This is a genomic window from Kitasatospora sp. NPDC001309, assembly GCF_042896295.1.
GTDB lineage: Bacteria > Actinomycetota > Actinomycetes > Streptomycetales > Streptomycetaceae > Kitasatospora.
In genome coordinates, this window is record NZ_JBIAXC010000005.1 from 134,504 (window position 1) to 150,219 (window position 15,716).

16 protein-coding genes are annotated in these 15,716 nt (G+C 75.2%); 9 read left to right on the top strand and 7 right to left on the bottom strand.

The features are described 5' to 3' along the window. Positions 1–77: 77 nt before the first annotated feature. The 5 genes from ACFY2K_RS07260 to ACFY2K_RS07280 all read right to left on the bottom strand — a co-directional run bounded on the left by ACFY2K_RS07260 (position 78) and on the right by ACFY2K_RS07280 (position 5,033). The gene (locus ACFY2K_RS07260) at positions 78–725 is read right to left on the bottom strand and encodes a hypothetical protein (RefSeq protein WP_387710072.1); all 648 of its coding nucleotides are present in this window, start codon (positions 723–725) and stop codon (positions 78–80) included. A gap of 156 nt (positions 726–881) precedes the next feature. Then, positions 882–1,916, bottom strand: a complete 1,035-nt coding sequence (locus ACFY2K_RS07265) for an LLM class flavin-dependent oxidoreductase (protein ID WP_380530278.1) — start codon at positions 1,914–1,916, stop codon at positions 882–884. Positions 1,917–2,137: 221 nt separating this feature from the next. Continuing rightward, a complete protein-coding gene (locus ACFY2K_RS07270; protein WP_387710074.1) occupies positions 2,138–2,527 on the bottom strand; it encodes an SCO5389 family protein in 390 nt (129 codons plus the stop codon). A 106-nt stretch (positions 2,528–2,633) separates the two neighbouring features. After that, positions 2,634–4,178: an MFS transporter gene (locus tag ACFY2K_RS07275; protein WP_387710076.1), complete on the bottom strand. Its 1,545-nt coding sequence runs from the start codon at positions 4,176–4,178 to the stop codon at positions 2,634–2,636. A 222-nt stretch (positions 4,179–4,400) separates the two neighbouring features. Next, a complete protein-coding gene (locus tag ACFY2K_RS07280) occupies positions 4,401–5,033 on the bottom strand; it encodes an alpha/beta hydrolase (protein ID WP_387710078.1) in 633 nt (210 codons plus the stop codon). Positions 5,034–5,286: 253 nt separating this feature from the next. Between ACFY2K_RS07280 and ACFY2K_RS07285 the strand changes: the two genes are divergently transcribed. Together ACFY2K_RS07285 and ACFY2K_RS07290 are read left to right on the top strand one after the other, a co-directional pair. Further along, positions 5,287–6,537 carry an NAD(P)/FAD-dependent oxidoreductase gene (locus ACFY2K_RS07285; protein WP_387710080.1) on the top strand — a complete coding sequence of 417 codons (1,251 nt, stop codon included), beginning with the start codon at positions 5,287–5,289 and terminating at the stop codon, positions 6,535–6,537. Continuing rightward, a complete protein-coding gene (locus ACFY2K_RS07290; RefSeq protein ID WP_387710082.1) occupies positions 6,534–7,256 on the top strand; it encodes a UBP-type zinc finger domain-containing protein in 723 nt (240 codons plus the stop codon). The genes ACFY2K_RS07285 and ACFY2K_RS07290 overlap by 4 nt, the downstream gene beginning before the upstream one ends. A 48-nt stretch (positions 7,257–7,304) precedes the next feature. Here the strand turns inward: ACFY2K_RS07290 and ACFY2K_RS07295 are convergent, their stop codons facing one another. Then, the gene (locus ACFY2K_RS07295; protein ID WP_380644572.1) at positions 7,305–7,868 is read right to left on the bottom strand and encodes a YbaK/EbsC family protein; all 564 of its coding nucleotides are present in this window, start codon (positions 7,866–7,868) and stop codon (positions 7,305–7,307) included. A 211-nt stretch (positions 7,869–8,079) separates the two neighbouring features. Here ACFY2K_RS07295 and ACFY2K_RS07300 point away from each other — a divergent pair, with 211 nt between their 5' ends. From ACFY2K_RS07300 to ACFY2K_RS07330, 7 genes are all read left to right on the top strand, one after another. Beyond that, positions 8,080–8,889 carry a YhjD/YihY/BrkB family envelope integrity protein gene (locus ACFY2K_RS07300; RefSeq protein WP_380530261.1) on the top strand — a complete coding sequence of 270 codons (810 nt, stop codon included), beginning with the start codon at positions 8,080–8,082 and terminating at the stop codon, positions 8,887–8,889. A gap of 74 nt (positions 8,890–8,963) precedes the next feature. Continuing rightward, positions 8,964–9,794, top strand: coding sequence for an alpha/beta fold hydrolase (locus ACFY2K_RS07305; RefSeq protein ID WP_387710084.1), 831 nt, complete (start codon positions 8,964–8,966; stop codon positions 9,792–9,794). A gap of 219 nt (positions 9,795–10,013) precedes the next feature. Then, on the top strand, positions 10,014–11,342 hold the full coding sequence (locus ACFY2K_RS07310) for an NAD(P)/FAD-dependent oxidoreductase (protein WP_380591929.1): 1,329 nt from the start codon (positions 10,014–10,016) through the stop codon (positions 11,340–11,342). Further along, on the top strand, positions 11,339–12,088 hold the full coding sequence (locus ACFY2K_RS07315; protein WP_380530252.1) for a DUF1365 domain-containing protein: 750 nt from the start codon (positions 11,339–11,341) through the stop codon (positions 12,086–12,088). Before ACFY2K_RS07310 ends, ACFY2K_RS07315 begins: the two co-directional genes overlap by 4 nt. Then, entirely contained in the window at positions 12,085–13,428 is a 1,344-nt protein-coding gene (locus ACFY2K_RS07320; RefSeq protein WP_380591931.1) for a class I SAM-dependent methyltransferase, read from the top strand. Before ACFY2K_RS07315 ends, ACFY2K_RS07320 begins: the two co-directional genes overlap by 4 nt. Positions 13,429–13,484: 56 nt before the next feature. Beyond that, positions 13,485–14,228: a DUF1295 domain-containing protein gene (locus tag ACFY2K_RS07325; RefSeq protein ID WP_387710196.1), complete on the top strand. Its 744-nt coding sequence runs from the start codon at positions 13,485–13,487 to the stop codon at positions 14,226–14,228. Positions 14,229–14,319: 91 nt separating this feature from the next. Then, positions 14,320–15,102 (top strand): DUF1963 domain-containing protein, encoded by a 783-nt coding sequence (locus ACFY2K_RS07330; RefSeq protein ID WP_387710087.1) that lies wholly within the window; start codon positions 14,320–14,322, stop codon positions 15,100–15,102. 86 nt (positions 15,103–15,188) lie between these two features. On the opposite strand, the gene ACFY2K_RS07335 is transcribed toward ACFY2K_RS07330, so the two are convergent. Then, positions 15,189–15,551 (bottom strand): hypothetical protein, encoded by a 363-nt coding sequence (locus ACFY2K_RS07335; protein ID WP_380644578.1) that lies wholly within the window; start codon positions 15,549–15,551, stop codon positions 15,189–15,191. Positions 15,552–15,716 lie beyond the last annotated feature (165 nt).

The window sequence follows — 15,716 nt, forward strand, 5'->3', positions numbered from 1 at the left end:
ACCGATCGGCCGCAGGCGCCGCGTCGGCCCGGCTGGTCCGCCCGCCCGCGCACACCCTTCCGGGCCCCGGGCCGACGTCAGTCGCGGTACCGGTCCACCAGGTGGCCGTACCCGCCCGCCGTCCAGACCCGGCGCCGGAACTCCGGGAGGGTGACCGCGCCCGCACCCTGTCCGGCGGTGGGCGGGAAGTGGGCGGTCCCGCAGCGGGCGCAGTACCAGGCCGTGGCCCACAGCCGCTCGGCCTGCGGGCGGCCGGCGAGTTCGCGGCTGCTCCTGGCCCAGAGCAGCGCGGCCGTGGCGAACAGCGCGACCGCGAGGCAGAACGCGATCCCGGAGAACAGGTAGAAGGAGTCGGATCCGGAGGAGTCCGAGAGGTGGGCGAGGGAGGATCCGGCGAGCATCTTGGCGCTGGAGTCCTCGTACCTGCTCTGCGAATCGGCGACGAAGTACAGGAACCCCGCCGCGAACAGGGCGGGGACGCCGAGGACGGCCGGGACGCGCTCGGGGCGCTTCTCCGGGGCGGGCGCCAGGGCCCGGGCGAGCGGGCTGGTGACCTCCCGGGTGCCGGTCCGGAGCTTGCCGTCGTTGTCCCGGGAGTGGACGGTGACCGTCTTCCGGCCCGCGAGGTGGACGGCCGGAACACTGCGGACCTGGTCGGTCCGGGCGCAGCCGGGGCAGGTCTGCAGGGCGGACGGCGCGGGTGCGGCGTCCCGTGGTTCGATCATGGTTCCCCCCAGTGGTGTCGTCCGGCCGGTGGGCCGTTCGTATCCGCTGGGACGTGCCGGGCCGGGGGGCGGTTGCGGCTCGCCTCCCGGAGGTCGTGGAACCTCCGGCCGGCCCACTGGACCCGCCGCTCGGCCCGGCTGTGCCGACCGGCCGTGCTACCCGGCCGTCGGCGGGGTCCAGCCGAGGGCCGGGCCGAGGCGGGTGGCGAGGTCGGTGAGGATCTGGGTGTAGTCCTCGGGCTCGAAGTCGAACGGGAGCGCGAAGGCGACCTCGTCCACCTCCCGGAAGCCGGCGTGGGCGTGCAGGCGTTCGGCGAGTTCGGCCGAGCTGCCGACCAGGTCGGGGGCGAAGAGCAGCCGGTTCGGGCCCTGCGGGGTGAGAGTGCGCGGGGTGCGGGAGAGCGCGTAGGCCTGGTACCTGGCGCGCTGTTCGGGGGTGGCGCCGTCGGTGGGGACGACCACCAGGCCCTGGGAGACCCGGGCGCGCTCGCCGTCGGGGTGGTGGGCCCGGAAGGCGCGGATCTGCTCGGCCTGGATGGCGGCGAAGTCCGGCGCGTCGTCGCCGGGTTCGGGCTTCACCACGCTGCTGGTCAGCAGGTTGAGCCCCTGTTCGCCGGCCCAGCGGGCCGAGCGCAGGCTGCCCGCGCCGTACCAGAGCCGGTCGGCGAGGCCGGGGGAGTGCGGCTGGACCCGGCGTGAGTACACCTCGATGCCCTCGGTGCCGGCGAAGTCGGAGGCGTCCTCGCCGCGGACCAGGGAGAGGAAGCGTTCGGCGCGGGTGGGGGAGAAGTCCTCGTGCTCCCCGGTGTCGGGGTAGAGCGCGCCGCGCACGTGCTCGTAGTGGACGGGCGGGCCGACGCTGAACCCGGGGTTGAGCCGGCCGCCGGAGAGCAGGTCGACGGTGGCGAGGTCCTCGGCGAGCCGCAGCGGGTTCTCCCAGCCCAGCGGGGTGACGGCGGTGCCGAGCTGGATGCGGCTGGTGCGCTGGGTGGCGGCGGCGAGGACCGCGACCGGGGAGGAGATCCCGAACTGGAGGTGGCGGTGGCGCAGCCAGGCGCTGTCGAAGCCGAGCCGTTCGCCGAGGGTGATCAGGTCGAGGGTGGACTCGTGGCCCCGGCGCGGGTCCGCCTCGTCGAAGAGGCCGATGGTGAGGAAGCCGAGTTTCCGCAGCGGGCGGGGGGAGGGCGGCATGGTGGCGGCTCCGCGGGGGTCTTGCGGCCCCGGAGGGCCGGACGGGTGGTGCCCGTCGACCGTACGCAGACCGCGCGCGGTGCCACAAGATCGGCGCGGGATCCGGACAACGGGCCGTAACGCGGGGCAATGCGGGGCAACACGGCGCAACGGGCGCCGGTGCGTCGCGGGACGGGCGCCCACCCGGCAGCGGGTGGGCGCCCGTCCCGGCCGCGCGCCGGTCAGCAGCTGCGCAGCTCCGGGCTCTGGTTGCGGATCTGGTTGTGCAGCGAGGTGAACTCGCGGTACGCCGCGCTGTCCTCGGAGCCGGGCCGGAAGGCGCCGACGCGGTGGCAGTTGACGAAGGCGAGCTTCACGCCGAAGTGCTCCTCCAGGCTGCCGCGGATGGCGTTGCTGGCCAGGGCGCGCAGCAGCTGGGCCCGCTCCTCGTCGCTGGGGGTGGTGTTGTCGGTGGTGAACTCGGCCTCGCCGTCGGAGAGTTCGGTGCTGAGTCCGGCGACGACCTGGTAGGCGTACGGGAGCGAGGCGCGGACGGTGTCGAGGAAGTCGGCCTGGTCGACGCGGCCGTCGCGGGCCTGGTCGAGCAGGGCGGGGGAGACGTCGAGCGACATGGGGGTCCTCTTTCGCGGAGGCGTGCCCGGGGCACGCACGGGGAAATGGTTAACGAAGATGAAAACCATGTGCGCTAAGGACTGTCCTGGACGCCCCGACGCCCTGTCAAGTACCGCCCTCCGAAGGGCTGACGTCCGGTGCCGCCGGGGCCGGCCGCACCTTGATGACGAACACCGCGATGACGACGGCCAGCGCCGCGAAGACCAGGCCCATCTGGAAGGCGCTGGTGATGCCGTGCACCAGGACGTTCGAGGAGTACGGCGCCGGGAGCGTGCCGGTCGCCCTGAACCGGAGGGCCTGCTGCGGGGTGGCCTGCCGCAGGAACGCCCCGACCTGCTGCCGGGCCTCGTTGCGGCTGGCGGTGCCGTACACCGTGACCAGGATCGACAGGCCGAGCGAACCGCCCACCTGCTGCATGGCGTTGAGGCTGCCGGTGGCCGCCCCGGTCTCGTGCGGGGCCACCTGCGAGACGACGGTGAGCATCACCGGGACGAAGATCGAGCCCATCCCGAAGCCGAACAGCAGCGTCGGTCCGAGGATCCCGCCGACGTAGGTGCTGTGGATGTCGATCCGGGTCGCCCAGAACACCCCGCTGAGGACCAGCACCGACCCGGCGACCAGGAACGGCTTCGGGCCCCACCGGATCTGGTTGCGCGCCGCGAACTGGGCGGCGCCGACGATGGCCACGCTGATCGGCAGGAAGGCGAACCCGGCCCGCAGCGGGCTGAATCCGAGGATCTCCTGCACGAACAGGGTGATGAAGAAGAAGATGCTGAACATCGTCGCGGCCACGCACAGCATCAGCCCGTACGCGCCGGAGCGGTTGCGGTCGCGCAGCAGGTGCAGCGGGGTGATCGGCTGCGGGACCCGCCGCTCGTTGACGACGAACGCGGACAGCAGCACCACCGCGAGGGCGAAGGAGGTGAGGGTGACGGCGTCCGTCCAGCCGTGGTCGGAGGCCCGGATGAAGCCGTACACCAGGGAGACCATGCCCGCCGTGGCGGTGAACGCGCCGGGCAGGTCGAAGCGCCCGGGGTGGCGTTCCGACTCGTTGATGTAGAGCGGCGCCAGCAGCGCGATCGCGATGCCGATCGGCACATTGACGAACAGCACCCACCGCCAGGACAGCCAGGAGGTCAGCATGCCGCCCAGCAGCAGGCCCACCGCCCCGCCCGCACCGGCGACGGCCGAGTAGACGCCGAAGGCCCGGTTGCGCTCCGGGCCCTCCTTGAAGTTGGTGGCGATCAGCGCCAGCGCCGTCGGCGACGCTATCGCCCCGCCCACGCCCTGCAACGCCCGGGCCGCCAGCAGCCAGGACGAGGACTGGGCGACGCCGCCGAGCAGCGAGGCGAAGCTGAACACCAGCACGCCGACGATGAACACCCGCCGGCGCCCGAGGATGTCGCCCGCGCGCCCGCCGAGCAGCAGCAGCCCGCCGAAGGTCAGCGTGTAGGCGTTGATCACCCAGGACAGGTTGGTCGTGGAGAAGCTCAGGGCCTGCTGGATGTGCGGCAGGGCGATGTTCACGATCGTGATGTCCAGGACCACCATCAGCTGGGTGGCCGCGATGACGGTGAGGGCTATCCCCGGGTGCTGGCCGCGTCGTGCGGACGCGGGAGGGGCGAGCGCCAGGGAGCGCGAGGTTGCCATGGCAGGGTCCCCCAATGGCGTGGGGTCGAACGACGATGGGTGAACGGAGTCCGTTCGCTACCACCGACCGTAGCCCCGGGGAGATAGGGAACACAACCGTTCATTACCGACAACCGTCTGTTTTCGGACGGTGGCGGGTGGTGGCGGACGGTGGCGGGTGGTGGCGCGCGGTGGCGCCGATGCGGGGTCTCCACCGCGCGGCCCTCGGGGCTCGGTCGGCGGCTACGACACCTTCGCGCCGCCCAGGACCGCGGCCGCGAACGCCGCGGTCAGCCGGTGCCAGGCGCGTGCGCCACGCACCATCGTGTGGCCGCCCCGGGCCATGGGAACGGCCTCGACGACGGCCCCCGCGGCAGCGGCCCGACGGGCGAACTCCCAGGCCAGGGCGGCCGAGGTGACGCGGTCCGCCCCGTCGTGCAGGACGAGCACCCGCCGGCCGTTCAACTGGCCCACCGGATCGCCGGGCGGGCACCACGGGGCCAGCGCGACCACCCCGGCCACCGAGGGGCGGCCGGCGGCGGCCAGGGCGGCCCTGGCCCCCATGGAGTGGCCGACCAGCAGCAGCGGAGCCCCCGGAGCGAGGCCCTCCAGCTCGACCAGCGCGGAGCGTGCGTCGGTCACGGGATCGGCGCGGGACCCGTTCCAGCCGCGGTGGCGGTAGCGAACGGACGCGACGACGGCACGCGGGAGGGCGCGGCGCAGGGCCCGGGCGAACAGCACCATCCGCAGGGCCGGCAGGTTCACGCGACGGGGCGGTGCGAGGCCGTCCGCGCGGCCGCCCGGCAGCAGGAGCACCCCGGCGTCGGGCACGGCAGGCCGGTGGTGGATCCGTAGGTGCTCCCAGGAGCGCGGCATGGGACCTCCCGTTCGCCGCCGAGGAGGTGTCGGTGCACCGGGTATTCGGTGCTCCGCACCGTTCCGGATGGCCCTCGGGCACCACGGACCCGGGGAGGGAGTGCCCGGATCCAATCCGTTCGGCCACCGGGTTCCGAAGAGAGGCCGGGATGATCCGGTGGCTCGGGAGGGCGGCCGATGGCGCACCCCCGCGCCCGGCGGGCCACTACGGCCCGCGGCGCGGCCCGTACTCGACAGGAAGCCGGTGAGCGGGATGCGAGGAGAGGCAGCGGCGGAAGTGGTCGTGGTCGGCGCGGGCCTGGCCGGCCTGGCCTGCGCGCTGGACCTGACCGAGGCCGGACGGGACGTCCTGGTCGTGGAGGCCGCCGACGAGGTGGGCGGACGGATGCGCACCCACGTGGTCCGGGGCTTCCGCCTCGACCGCGGTTTCCAGGTGTTCAACACCGCCTACCCGCAGGTCAGGCGGCGACTGGAGCTGGGCGCGCTGGGGCTGCGCCCGTTCACCCCCGGGTTCCTGCTGGCCGACGCCCGGGGCGCGCGCCGGGTGGTCGATCCGACCAGGCGCCCGGGCCAGGCCGGCGACCTGCTGCCCGGCAGGCTGCTGCCGCTGCGCGACCTGGCCGCACTGGCGCTGCTGGGGGCGGGGGACGCGGCGCTGCCCGCCGCCCTGCTCAAGCGCCTGCCGGAGACCGGCACCGGCCGCGCGCTGCGCCGGGCCGGGGTGTCGGGGCGCACCGTCGACGAGGTGCTCGGCCCGTTCCTGGCCGGGGTGTTCCTGGAGGAGGGGCTGGAGACCTCCAGCCGGCTGTTCCACCTGGTGTGGCGCAGCATGCTGCGCGGGAGCCTGTGCCTGCCGCAGGACGGAATCGGGGCAGTGCCACGGCAGTTGGCGGCCCGGCTGCCGACGGCCCGACTGGTGTGCGGCACCCGGGTGGAACGGGTGACGGCGGGCGGGGTGGCGCTCGCGGGCGGCCCGGTCCTGCGGACCCGCGCGGTCGTGGTGGCGACCGGGATGGCGCAGGCCACCCGGCTGCTGCCGGGCCTGGAAGTGCCGACGGCGCGGGCGGTGACGACCTTCTACCACGCGGCGCCGGTCAGCCCCTTGCCCGAGCCGACGCTGGTCGTGGACGCGGAACGGCAGGTGCTGAACACGGTGGTGCTGTCGGAGGTCGTCCCCGGCTGCTCACCGGACGGGCGGGCGCTGGTGTCGACCTCGGTCCTGGGAACGGACGCGGACGAGCGGGCGGCCCGGGTCCGGGCCGGTGCGCTGTACCGGGCGGACACCTCGGCCTGGGAGCAGCTGGAGGAGTACCGGATCGCCGAGGCGCTGCCGGCCGGGCCCGCGCCGCTCCGGCTCAGCCGGACCACCCGGTTCGCGCCGGGGCGCTACGTGTGCGGCGACCACCGGGCCACCGGCTCGGTGCAGGGGGCACTCGCCTCGGGCGCCCGGGCGGCCCGGGAGGTGCTGGCCGACCTGGCCGGACCGGGAACCCGGCCGGCATGAACGACCGGCGCGCATGGCGGGTCGCGGTCGACCCGGGCCTGGTCGTCCAGCGCACCTGCGACCACCTGGACGGGCTCCGGGAGGCCCCCGCCGACCCCGTCCCGGGCTGCGAGGAGTGCCTGCGCACCGGCCGGACCTGGGTGCAGCTACGGGCCTGTCTGAGCTGCGGACACGTCGGCTGCTGCGACAGCTCACCGGGGCAGCACGCCCACCACCACGCCCGCACCACCGGCGGCCACCACATCGCCCGTTCCCTCCAGCCCGGCGACGACTGGGCCTGGTGCTACACCGACGAGGTGTTCCTGCACCCCGCCCGCCCCGCCGGGCCCGACGGGCCGCCGCCGGGCGCTGCCCGCTGCGGAAGGACCGGTGGTGATCGGATCGCTGGTGATCGGTCCACCGTCGGCCCACCCCCGGAGGTGGGGCCGGGAGGGATGATCGAGGCTCGGGGCATGGGATCGATCATTGTGCTCTTCGAGCTGGAATCCGACGGGGCCATCGGGGCGGAGGGTGTCGAGCCCGCCGTGTTCGCGGTGCACGCCGCCGGGGCCGATCCCGATGTTCCGGAGGACCCGCAGCCGTACACGCTGTGCGGGGTGGAGACCGGACCGATGGAGCACGCGCACTACCGGCCGACCCGGCCCGGGGATCCCTGGTACCCGCCCGTGCTCGCCGACCGGCGGTGCCAGGAGTGCGAGCGGGCCCTGCGCACGCTGTGATCGGGGCTCGGCGACCGGTGCGCTGCGAGGGCGTGGCGGTGCGAGCTCTCAGGTGGCCAGGCCTGCCAGTACCTCGGCGCCCGGGAGCTGGGCCAGGGCCCGACCGGGGAGGATGAGCTTGCCCCGGCGTCGGCCGCTGCCGATCAGGACGGCGTCGGCTGCGGCCACCGCCTCGTCGATGAGCAGCGGCCAGGTGCCGGGCAGGCCGACGGGGGTGATGCCGCCGTACTCCATGCCGGTCAGGTCGACCGCGGTGTCCATCGGGGCGAACGACGCCTTCCGCGCGCCCAGGTGGGTGCGGACGGCCTTGTTCACGTCCACCCGGGTGGTGGCGAGGGCGAGGCAGGCAGCCAGGGTGACCTCCCCGCCGCGTTTGGCCGCGACCACCACGCAGTTCGCGGAGAGCTCCGGCGGTACCGCGTAGAACTCGCAGAACACCGCGGTGTCCGCCTTCTCGGGGTCGGTGTCCACGTACAGCACGGACTCGGCTGCGGCCCGAGCGTCCCAGTTCTCGAGGGCGTCGGCCACGGGGGCGGCGAGCTGCTCGCGGACCTCCAGCGCCGGGAGGACGGCCGTGAAGTTTCCGAAGGGAGGGTGCACCGGATCGCTCATGGGGGGACTGTAGCGCGGGCGGCGGCGGGCGCCGCCGGGTAACCCCGCCCCTGCTCCGGTCCACCGACGGCCCGGTCGAGCGCCGGGGCGGCCCGTCGGTGGCATCCTGACGGGATGCGCCAACGGGTGCCGAGATCAGCGGGTGCCGTGAACAGGGAGGATCCAGTGCGCCTGAACCGACCGTCGCCGCCCGCCGCCCCGGGCGGCTGAGGTGCCCCGTCGCGGCCGGGCCGAACCGCCCGTCCGTACCTGGTGGCAGCTGGCGCGGCTGGTGGCCCGGAGCGTGTGGGAACAGGGCCGTACGGTCGAACTGCTCCAGCGCTCGATGGCCTTCGCCGCGCTGTTCTTCGTGACCCTCGTCCCGCTGCTGATCGTCATCGCCGCCGCCTTCCCGGCGCGCGGCACCGGGATCGCCGAGTGGATCACGGACGGCCTGGGCCTGTCCGGCCAGGGCGCTGCCGCCGTGCACCGGCTCTTCGTCTCCCGGGGCCAGGTGCTCAGCACCACCACGGGTTTCGGCCTCGCCGCGCTGGCCGTCTTCGGGGTCTCGCTGATGGCCGCGATCCAAGGGGTCTACGAACGCATCTGGGAGCTCGACCGCGGGCCGTGGCACACCGTCTGGCGCCAGACCCTCGGGCTGGCCGCACTGACCGGCTACATCGTGGTCGCCGCCCTGAGCGGCACGCCGTGGCGCCACTCGGCCGTCCAGCCGACCGTCCGGATCGCCGCGACGACCATCGGCGGCATCCTGCTGTTCTGGTGGCTCCAGCGGCTGCTGCTCGCCGGACGCGTCCCGGCCAGGGACCTGCTGCCGGGCGCCGTCGCCACCATGGTGGCGCTGGCCGGGCTCCGGCTCTTCTCCCGGCTGGTCTTCGCGCCCCTGCTGGTGTCCAACGCCGTCTCCTACGGGACGGTGGGCACCGTGCTGATCGTCCAGTCCTGGCTCATCGGCGTCGGCTACACCGTGTACGCCGGCGCGCTGGCCGGCCGCGTCCTGGTCCAGGCCCGTCGCACGCCGTAGCGCGGCGCGGGACCGCCGCCTTCCCGGTCTAGTCTCAGGGGAGTTGACGCTCCTCGACTTCGGGAGGACGGCCCATGGCAGCCGTGCACGTGACCGTGTGGGACGACCGGGTCGGCGGCGACCGGCCCTCGGGGGCCCCGGGCGACGCCCCCGCCGTGTTCGTCCACACCATCTTCACCTGGGGCAGCGACCCCGCCTACGGGTTCGCCGGGCAGCGGCCCCTCGCGGTCGGCCGGCGGCTCCTCCTGATGGACCGCCGGGGCTACGGCGACAGCCCGGACACCGCGCGCAGCGACTTCGAGGTCGACGCCGCGGACATCGTGGAGGTGCTCGGCGGCCGGGACGGGGCCACGGGGCCCGGCGGTGCCCACCTGGTGGCGCACGGGAACGGCGCGGTCGCCGCGCTCATCGCCGCCGCGCGCCGACCCGACCTGGTTCGCTCCCTCGCCCTGATCCAGCCCTCCGCCTTCACCGCCGCCGCGCACCACCCGGTCGTCGCGGAACTCCTCGACCGGGTGCGCGACGCCGCCCCGGGCATCCCGGAGGACGTCACGCCGGAGCAGTACCTGCGGGCGTCCACCGAGGGGCTGGGGATGGCGATGCCCGAGCCCACGCCGCGCCGACTGCGTGCCGTCGCCACCTCGATGGGGGAGCGGCCCGTCTGGGAGGCGGAGATCCCGCTCGCGGCGCTCCGGGGCGGGGCTCTGCCCGTCCTGGTGATCTGCGGGACGTGGGAGCACGCCCCGGCCGCGTACCGCGAGCACGTGGGGCTGCCCCTGATGGCCGTGGCCGACGCCCTCACGGACTCCCTCGGGGGCCGGCTCCTGCGGGTTCCCGGCTACTACCCGCACACCCAGGAGCCTGCGGCCGTCAACGCCGCCCTGCGGGAGTTCTGGGGCCGCTGACGGGGTCCGGCCCGGGGGCGTGAGGGAAGGTCACCACCGGTAGCGCCGGTGCCGCCGTCGGCCGTCTCCCCGGCCTGCCCGAGGTGACGGCGAAGCCGTGGACGGCCCTTCGGGACGGCGGACCGCCGCCGACCAATCCGGGCCGCCGCCGGCTCCGAACAACGGGTGCAGACCACCGACAGGGCCGCAGGTGCGCGCCCTGGGCAGAGAGGGGCCCTCGTGACGACGGTCGACACCACCTCCGGACGGTTCCGGGTGACGCGGGGCGGGCCGCCCGGGCGGCGGGTGGCGGTGGTGGGGGCCGGTGTCGCCGGGCTCACGGCCGCGTACGAGCTGTCGCGCTCCGGGGTGGAGGTGGAGCTCTTCGAGGCCGACGAGCGGCTCGGCGGCCACGCCCACACCCAGCGCGCCACCGGGCCGGACGGCAGTGAACTGGCCCTGGACACCGGCTTCCTGGTGCACAACGAGCGCACGTACCCGCACCTGGTCCGGATGTTCGCCGAACTCGGTGTCCGCACCCAGGACAGCGAGATGAGCATGTCCGTGCACTGCGACGGCTGCGGCCTGGAGTACGCCGGTGCGCGCGGGCCGGCCGGGCTGTTCGCCCGCCCCGACGCCGTGGTGCGCGGCCGGTACCTGCGGATGCTCGCCGAGGTGCCGCGCTTCCACCGGCTCGCCCGCCGGCTCCTCGCCGACCCGGCGGCGGGCGACCCGAGCCTGCGGGAGTTCCTCGCCGCCGGGCGGTTCGCGCCGTACTTCGTCAACCACTTCACGACCCCGCTGGTCTCCGCCGTGTGGTCCTGCGCCCCCGACCTGGCGGGCGACTACCCGGCCCGGTACCTGTTCGCCTTCCTCGACAACCACGGCCTGCTCGGGGTGACCGGCTCGCCGACCTGGCGCACCGTCGTCGGCGGCTCCCGCAGCTACGTCGAGCGGATCGCCGAGCGGCTCGGCGCCGTCCACCGCTCCGCCCCCGTCCGGCTGGTGCGCCGGCACCCGGACGGCGTCACCGTGGTCTCCGGGAACGGGCGCCGCACCGAGGCCGACGCCGTGGTCGTCGCCACCCACGCCGACCAGGCCCTGCAACTCCTCGCCGACCCGACCGACGCCGAACTGGAGGTCCTCGGCGCCTTCGGCTACTCGCGCAACCCCACCGTGCTGCACCGCGACCCCTCCGTGCTGCCCCGGGCCCGTTCGGCGCGCGGATCGTGGAACTACCGGATGCCGCACTGCGCCGCCCCCGCCGACCGGGTGCGGGTCAGCTACCACCTCAACCGGCTGCTGCGCCTGGACACCGCCGAGGACTACCTGGTCACCCTCAACGAGGACCGGCAGCACCCGATCCCGGAGGAACTGGTCGTCTCCCGCACCGTCTACGAGCACCCGGTGTACACCGCCCGGACCGTCGCCGCCCAGCGCCGACTGCCCGAACTCACCACCGGCCGCACCGCGTTCGCCGGCGCCTACCACGGCTGGGGCTTCCACGAGGACGGCTGCCGCTCCGGCGTCGAGGCGGCCCGGGCCCTGTTGGGGGCGGTCGCGCCGTGAACCCCCTCCCCGGCCCCTGGGGCGCCGTGCTCTACGAGACCCGGACCACCCACGTCCGCGCCGCACCCCGACGGGTCTTCCGCCACCGCGGCTACCTCTGGCTGGTCGACCCGGACCACCTGCCGCCGATCCCGTGGCCGCTGCGCCCGCTGGCCGCCTTCCGGGCCCGCGACCACGCGGTCGACCGCACGGAACGGGACCTGACGATACGTCAGGACCTGGAACACTTCCTGGCCGGCCACGGCGTACGGCTCGGCGACGGCCGCGTCCTGATGCTGACCCAGGCCCGCTCCCTCGGGCACGTGTTCAACCCGCTGACCGTCTACTGGTGCCACGACCCGCAGGGCCGGGTGCGCTGCGCCGTCGCCGAGGTGCACAACACCTACGGCGGCCGGCACCGCTACCTGCTCCACCCGGACGCGGCCGGCCGGGCCGGGACGCCCAAGGAGTTCCACGTCTCCCCGTTCTTCCCGGTCGACGGCCACTACCGGATGTCCCTGCCCCCGCCGGGCGAGCGCCTCGACCTCACCGTCCGGCTCGACCGGCCGGACGGCCACGCGTTCACCGCCACCGTGCACGGCACTGCCCGCCCGGCCGGCCCCCGCACCCTGCTGCGGGCGGCGCTCCGGCACCCGTTCGCGACCTGGGCCGTCAGCCTGCACATCCGCTACCAGGGCATCCGGCTGTGGCTGCGCGGCCTGCCCGTCCACCCGGACCCGGCCACGGAAGAGGTGCCCACCGCATGACCAGCACCACCCCGACCCCGACGAGCACCACCCCGCCCGGCACCACTGCCCGGCCGACCCCCGTCGTCGACCCCGCCCGCTGGCCGGACGTCGTCCGGGTGCCGCACGCCCCGCTGCGCGCCGCGGTCGCCGCACGCGTGCTGCGCCGGGCCGCCTCCCGGCAGGGCATCCGGATCGAACTGCCGGGCACGAAGGACGAGTTCGAGCCAGCCACCGGAGTCCCGGTGCTGCGTCTGCACCACCCGAGGGCCTTCCTGCACCGCCTCGGCACCGGCGGCCTGATCGGCTTCGGCGAGTCCTACCAGGCCGGTGACTGGGACAGCCCCGACCCCGTCGCGCTGCTCACCGCGCTGGCCGCCGCCCCCGAAGCCCTGGTGCCCAGGGGCACCCGGTGGCTGCGCCGGTTCTACGTCCGGCGCCCGCCCCGTGCGGAGCTGTCCACCCCCGGCAACGCCCGGCGCAACATCCACCGCCACTACGACCTCTCCAACGAGCTGTTCGCGCTCTTCCTCGACCCGACCATGACCTACTCCGCCGCCCTCTTCCCCGACGCCCCCGAGGCCCCGGGCGCCCGGCCGACCGCGACCAGGGAAGGCCTGCCCGCCGCGCAGCACCGCAAGATCGACCGGCTGCTCGACCTCGCCGCCGTCGGCCCCGGCACCCGGCTGCTGGAGATCGGCACCGGCTGGGGCGAACTCGCCGTCCGCGCCGCCGCCCGCGGCGCCCGGGTGGTCAGCCTCACCCTCTCCGAGGAGCAACTCGCGCTCGCCCGCCGCCGGATCGCCGACGCCGGACAGGCCGACCGGGCCGAGGTCCGGCTCTGCGACTACCGCTCGGCCCGGGGCCGGTACGACGCGGTGGTCAGCGTGGAGATGATCGAGGCCGTCGGCCGCCCCTTCTGGCCCGAGTACTTCGCCACCCTCGACCGGGTCCTCGCCCCCGGCGGCCGGATCGCCCTCCAGGCCATCACCATGCCCCACGACCGGATGCTCGCCAGCAGCCGCACCTACACCTGGATCCTCAAGTACGTGTTCCCCGGCGGCCAGATCCCCTCGCTGCGGGCGATCACCGACACCGCCGCCCGCACCGGACTCCGGGTGGACCGTGTCGACGCGTACGGCCCGCACTACGCCGAGACCCTGCGGCTGTGGCGCGAGCGCTTCACCGAACGGTGGCCGGAGGTCGCCGCCCTCGGCTTCGACGAGGTGTTCCGCCGCACCTGGGAGCTCTACCTCGGCTACTCCGAAGCCGGCTTCCGCACCGGCTACCTGAACGTGCACCAGCTGCTGCTGACCCGCGACGGCGGCACCGTGCCGGGCCCGTACGGGGCGCGGGCGTGAACGCCGCGGCCTTCGGCCTCAACCTCGCCGTCACCGCCGGTGTCGCCCTCGCCGTCATGCTCGCCGCCTTCGTCGTCGGCCTGCGCTCCGGGCGGTACCGGGGCGTGGACGTCGCCTGGGGCCTGGCCTTCGCCGCGATCGCGCTGACCGGCCTGGCGCTGTCCGCCGGGCACGGCGACACCGGGCGCCGACTGCTGGTCACCGTCCTCGTCACGGTGTGGGGCGTACGGCTCTCCGCCCACCTGTGGTGGCGCGCCCGGGGCGCCCCCGAGGACCCGCGCTACGCCCGGATGCTCGCCCGCGCACCGGCCGGCCCGGCCCGCACCCGGTACGCGCTGCGCATCGTCTTCCTGCTCCAGGCGGCCATCGTCTGGTTCGTCTCGCTGCCCGTCCAGGCCGCCCAGTACCTGCCCGGCCCGCCCGGGGCGCTCGCCTGGGCGGGCGCGGCGGTGTGGGCGGTCGGACTCGGCTTCGAGGCCGTCGGGGACCGGCAGTTGGCACGGTTCAAGGCCGACCCCGGCAACCGGGGCCGGATCATGGACCACGGCCTGTGGCGCTACACCCGCCACCCCAACTACTTCGGCGACGCCTGCGTCTGGTGGGGCCTCTTCCTGCTCGGCGCCGACACCCCGACCGGCTGGGCGTTCGTGCTCAGCCCGCTGCTGATGACGTACCTGCTGGCCTTCGGCAGCGGAAAGCCCATGCTGGAAAGGCACTTGGGGGCCGACCGCCCCGGCTGGGCCGAGTACACCGCCCGCACCAGCGGCTTCCTCCCGCTGCCGCCGCGCCGTCGTCGGTAGCTTCCGTCGCCCGTACTCCCCGCAGGCCATGGCCGTCGTCCGCCCCGAAATCCCGGTGCGCCCCGGCCGCCGGCGCCGGTACCGTCCCCGGGTGACCCGTCGAACCCCGCCGCGCCCGCTGAACGTCGAAGAGCTGTTCCCCGAAGTCGTGCCCCTGCGCCGCGAGGCGGTGCGGCTGCACCCGCGCGCGGGCCGGCCGGCGCCGGGGGACAGCTCGGTCGGCGGTCCGCTGCTCTGGCCGGCGGAGGAACCGTGGCCGGAGTGCCCGCGCCACCCGGGCTCGCCCATGGTCGCGGTCGTCCAGCTCCACCGCGCCGACCTGCCGGACCCGGTGCCGTTCCCGGAGGGGCGGGACCTGCTCCAGCTGCTCTGGTGCCCGCTGCGGCACGAAGGCCAGTGGGTCGTCCCGCTGCTCCACTGGCGGACCGCCGGGGAGGTGGGCGAGGTGCGGCCGACCCCGGAGCCGAGGCCGTGCGTCGTGCACCCGGAGCTGGTCGCCGAGTACCCGAGCTGGGACCTGTCGGACGAGCTCTGGGACGCCCTGGAACCCCGCTTCGCGCAGGTGGACCAGGAGACGGGCTGGGACTACCAGTACCACCTGTCCACCGCGCCGGGGATCAAGCTGGGCGGCTACCCGGGCTGGAGCCAGGACGCGCAGTGGCCGGACTGCCCGGGCTGCGGAACGGCGATGGACCACCTGCTCACGGTGGAGAGCACCGAGGAGCACGGCCCCGGGCAGGCCTGGACGCCGGTCGAGGACCGCGACCACCGCTGGGAGGGCGCGGGACTCAGCCTCGGCGACCTGGGCGGGGTGTACCTGTTCGAGTGCCGCACCTGCCCGGGCCGCCCGTTCACCCACCGCTACGACAGCTGAACCCGCCCCAGCTGAACCCGTGCGCGGCTGAACCCGTCCGCAGCCGAACCGGCCCGCCGGTGTCGGCGGGCCCGTCCGGTGGGCCGTCAGTCCCGTGCCACCCGCAGGGCCCAGAGCACCAGCGGCACCTGGAGCGGCACCCGGGCGACGGCCGCCGCCCGCAGCGGGGCGGGCCGGGTGCGCCAGTCGCGGGCCATCCGCACGTTCGCCGGGAGCACCGCCGTGAACAGGGCGGCCGCGGCCAGGGCCCCGGCGCGCCGGGTGCGGGGGTGGGCGACGGCCGCGCCGACGGCGAGCTCGGCCAGTCCGCTGAGGTGGGTCCAGTCCCGCGGGCGGCCCGGCAGGGCGCGCGGGACGATCGCGTCGAAGGGGCGCGGCACGGCGAAGTGCGCCACCCCGGCGCCCAGCAGGAGGCTGCTCAGCAGACGGGCGGATCGGTCGGCGGACATGCTGCTCCCGGGGAGTGCGAGTCGGTGGCGCCGCGGTCGGCCGACCGGGGTTACCGGATGGTAACCGCTGGGCGGCCGACCGCGGCAGGCCCGGAACCGGTTCCGAACCGGTTCCGGGTCGGTCCGGGGGTCAGTCCGGAGGTCGGTCCGGAGCCTGCGCCGGGA

Excerpts from the sequence above, each read along its gene's own strand:
- ACFY2K_RS07265 (WP_380530278.1), bottom strand. The coding sequence starts at position 1,916 with ATGCCGCCCTCCCCCCGCCCGCTGCGGAAACTCGGCTTCCTCACCATC.
- ACFY2K_RS07285 (WP_387710080.1), top strand. The coding sequence starts at position 5,287 with ATGCGAGGAGAGGCAGCGGCGGAAGTGGTCGTGGTCGGCGCGGGCCTG.
- ACFY2K_RS07325 (WP_387710196.1), top strand. The coding sequence starts at position 13,485 with ATGCTCGCCGCCTTCGTCGTCGGCCTGCGCTCCGGGCGGTACCGGGGC.
- ACFY2K_RS07270 (WP_387710074.1), bottom strand. The coding sequence starts at position 2,527 with ATGTCGCTCGACGTCTCCCCCGCCCTGCTCGACCAGGCCCGCGACGGC.
- ACFY2K_RS07280 (WP_387710078.1), bottom strand. The coding sequence starts at position 5,033 with ATGCCGCGCTCCTGGGAGCACCTACGGATCCACCACCGGCCTGCCGTG.
- ACFY2K_RS07320 (WP_380591931.1), top strand. The coding sequence starts at position 12,085 with ATGACCAGCACCACCCCGACCCCGACGAGCACCACCCCGCCCGGCACC.
- ACFY2K_RS07275 (WP_387710076.1), bottom strand. The coding sequence starts at position 4,178 with ATGGCAACCTCGCGCTCCCTGGCGCTCGCCCCTCCCGCGTCCGCACGA.
- ACFY2K_RS07295 (WP_380644572.1), bottom strand. The coding sequence starts at position 7,868 with ATGAGCGATCCGGTGCACCCTCCCTTCGGAAACTTCACGGCCGTCCTC.
- ACFY2K_RS07335 (WP_380644578.1), bottom strand. The coding sequence starts at position 15,551 with ATGTCCGCCGACCGATCCGCCCGTCTGCTGAGCAGCCTCCTGCTGGGC.
- ACFY2K_RS07290 (WP_387710082.1), top strand. The coding sequence starts at position 6,534 with ATGAACGACCGGCGCGCATGGCGGGTCGCGGTCGACCCGGGCCTGGTC.
- ACFY2K_RS07260 (WP_387710072.1), bottom strand. The coding sequence starts at position 725 with ATGATCGAACCACGGGACGCCGCACCCGCGCCGTCCGCCCTGCAGACC.
- ACFY2K_RS07305 (WP_387710084.1), top strand. The coding sequence starts at position 8,964 with ATGGCAGCCGTGCACGTGACCGTGTGGGACGACCGGGTCGGCGGCGAC.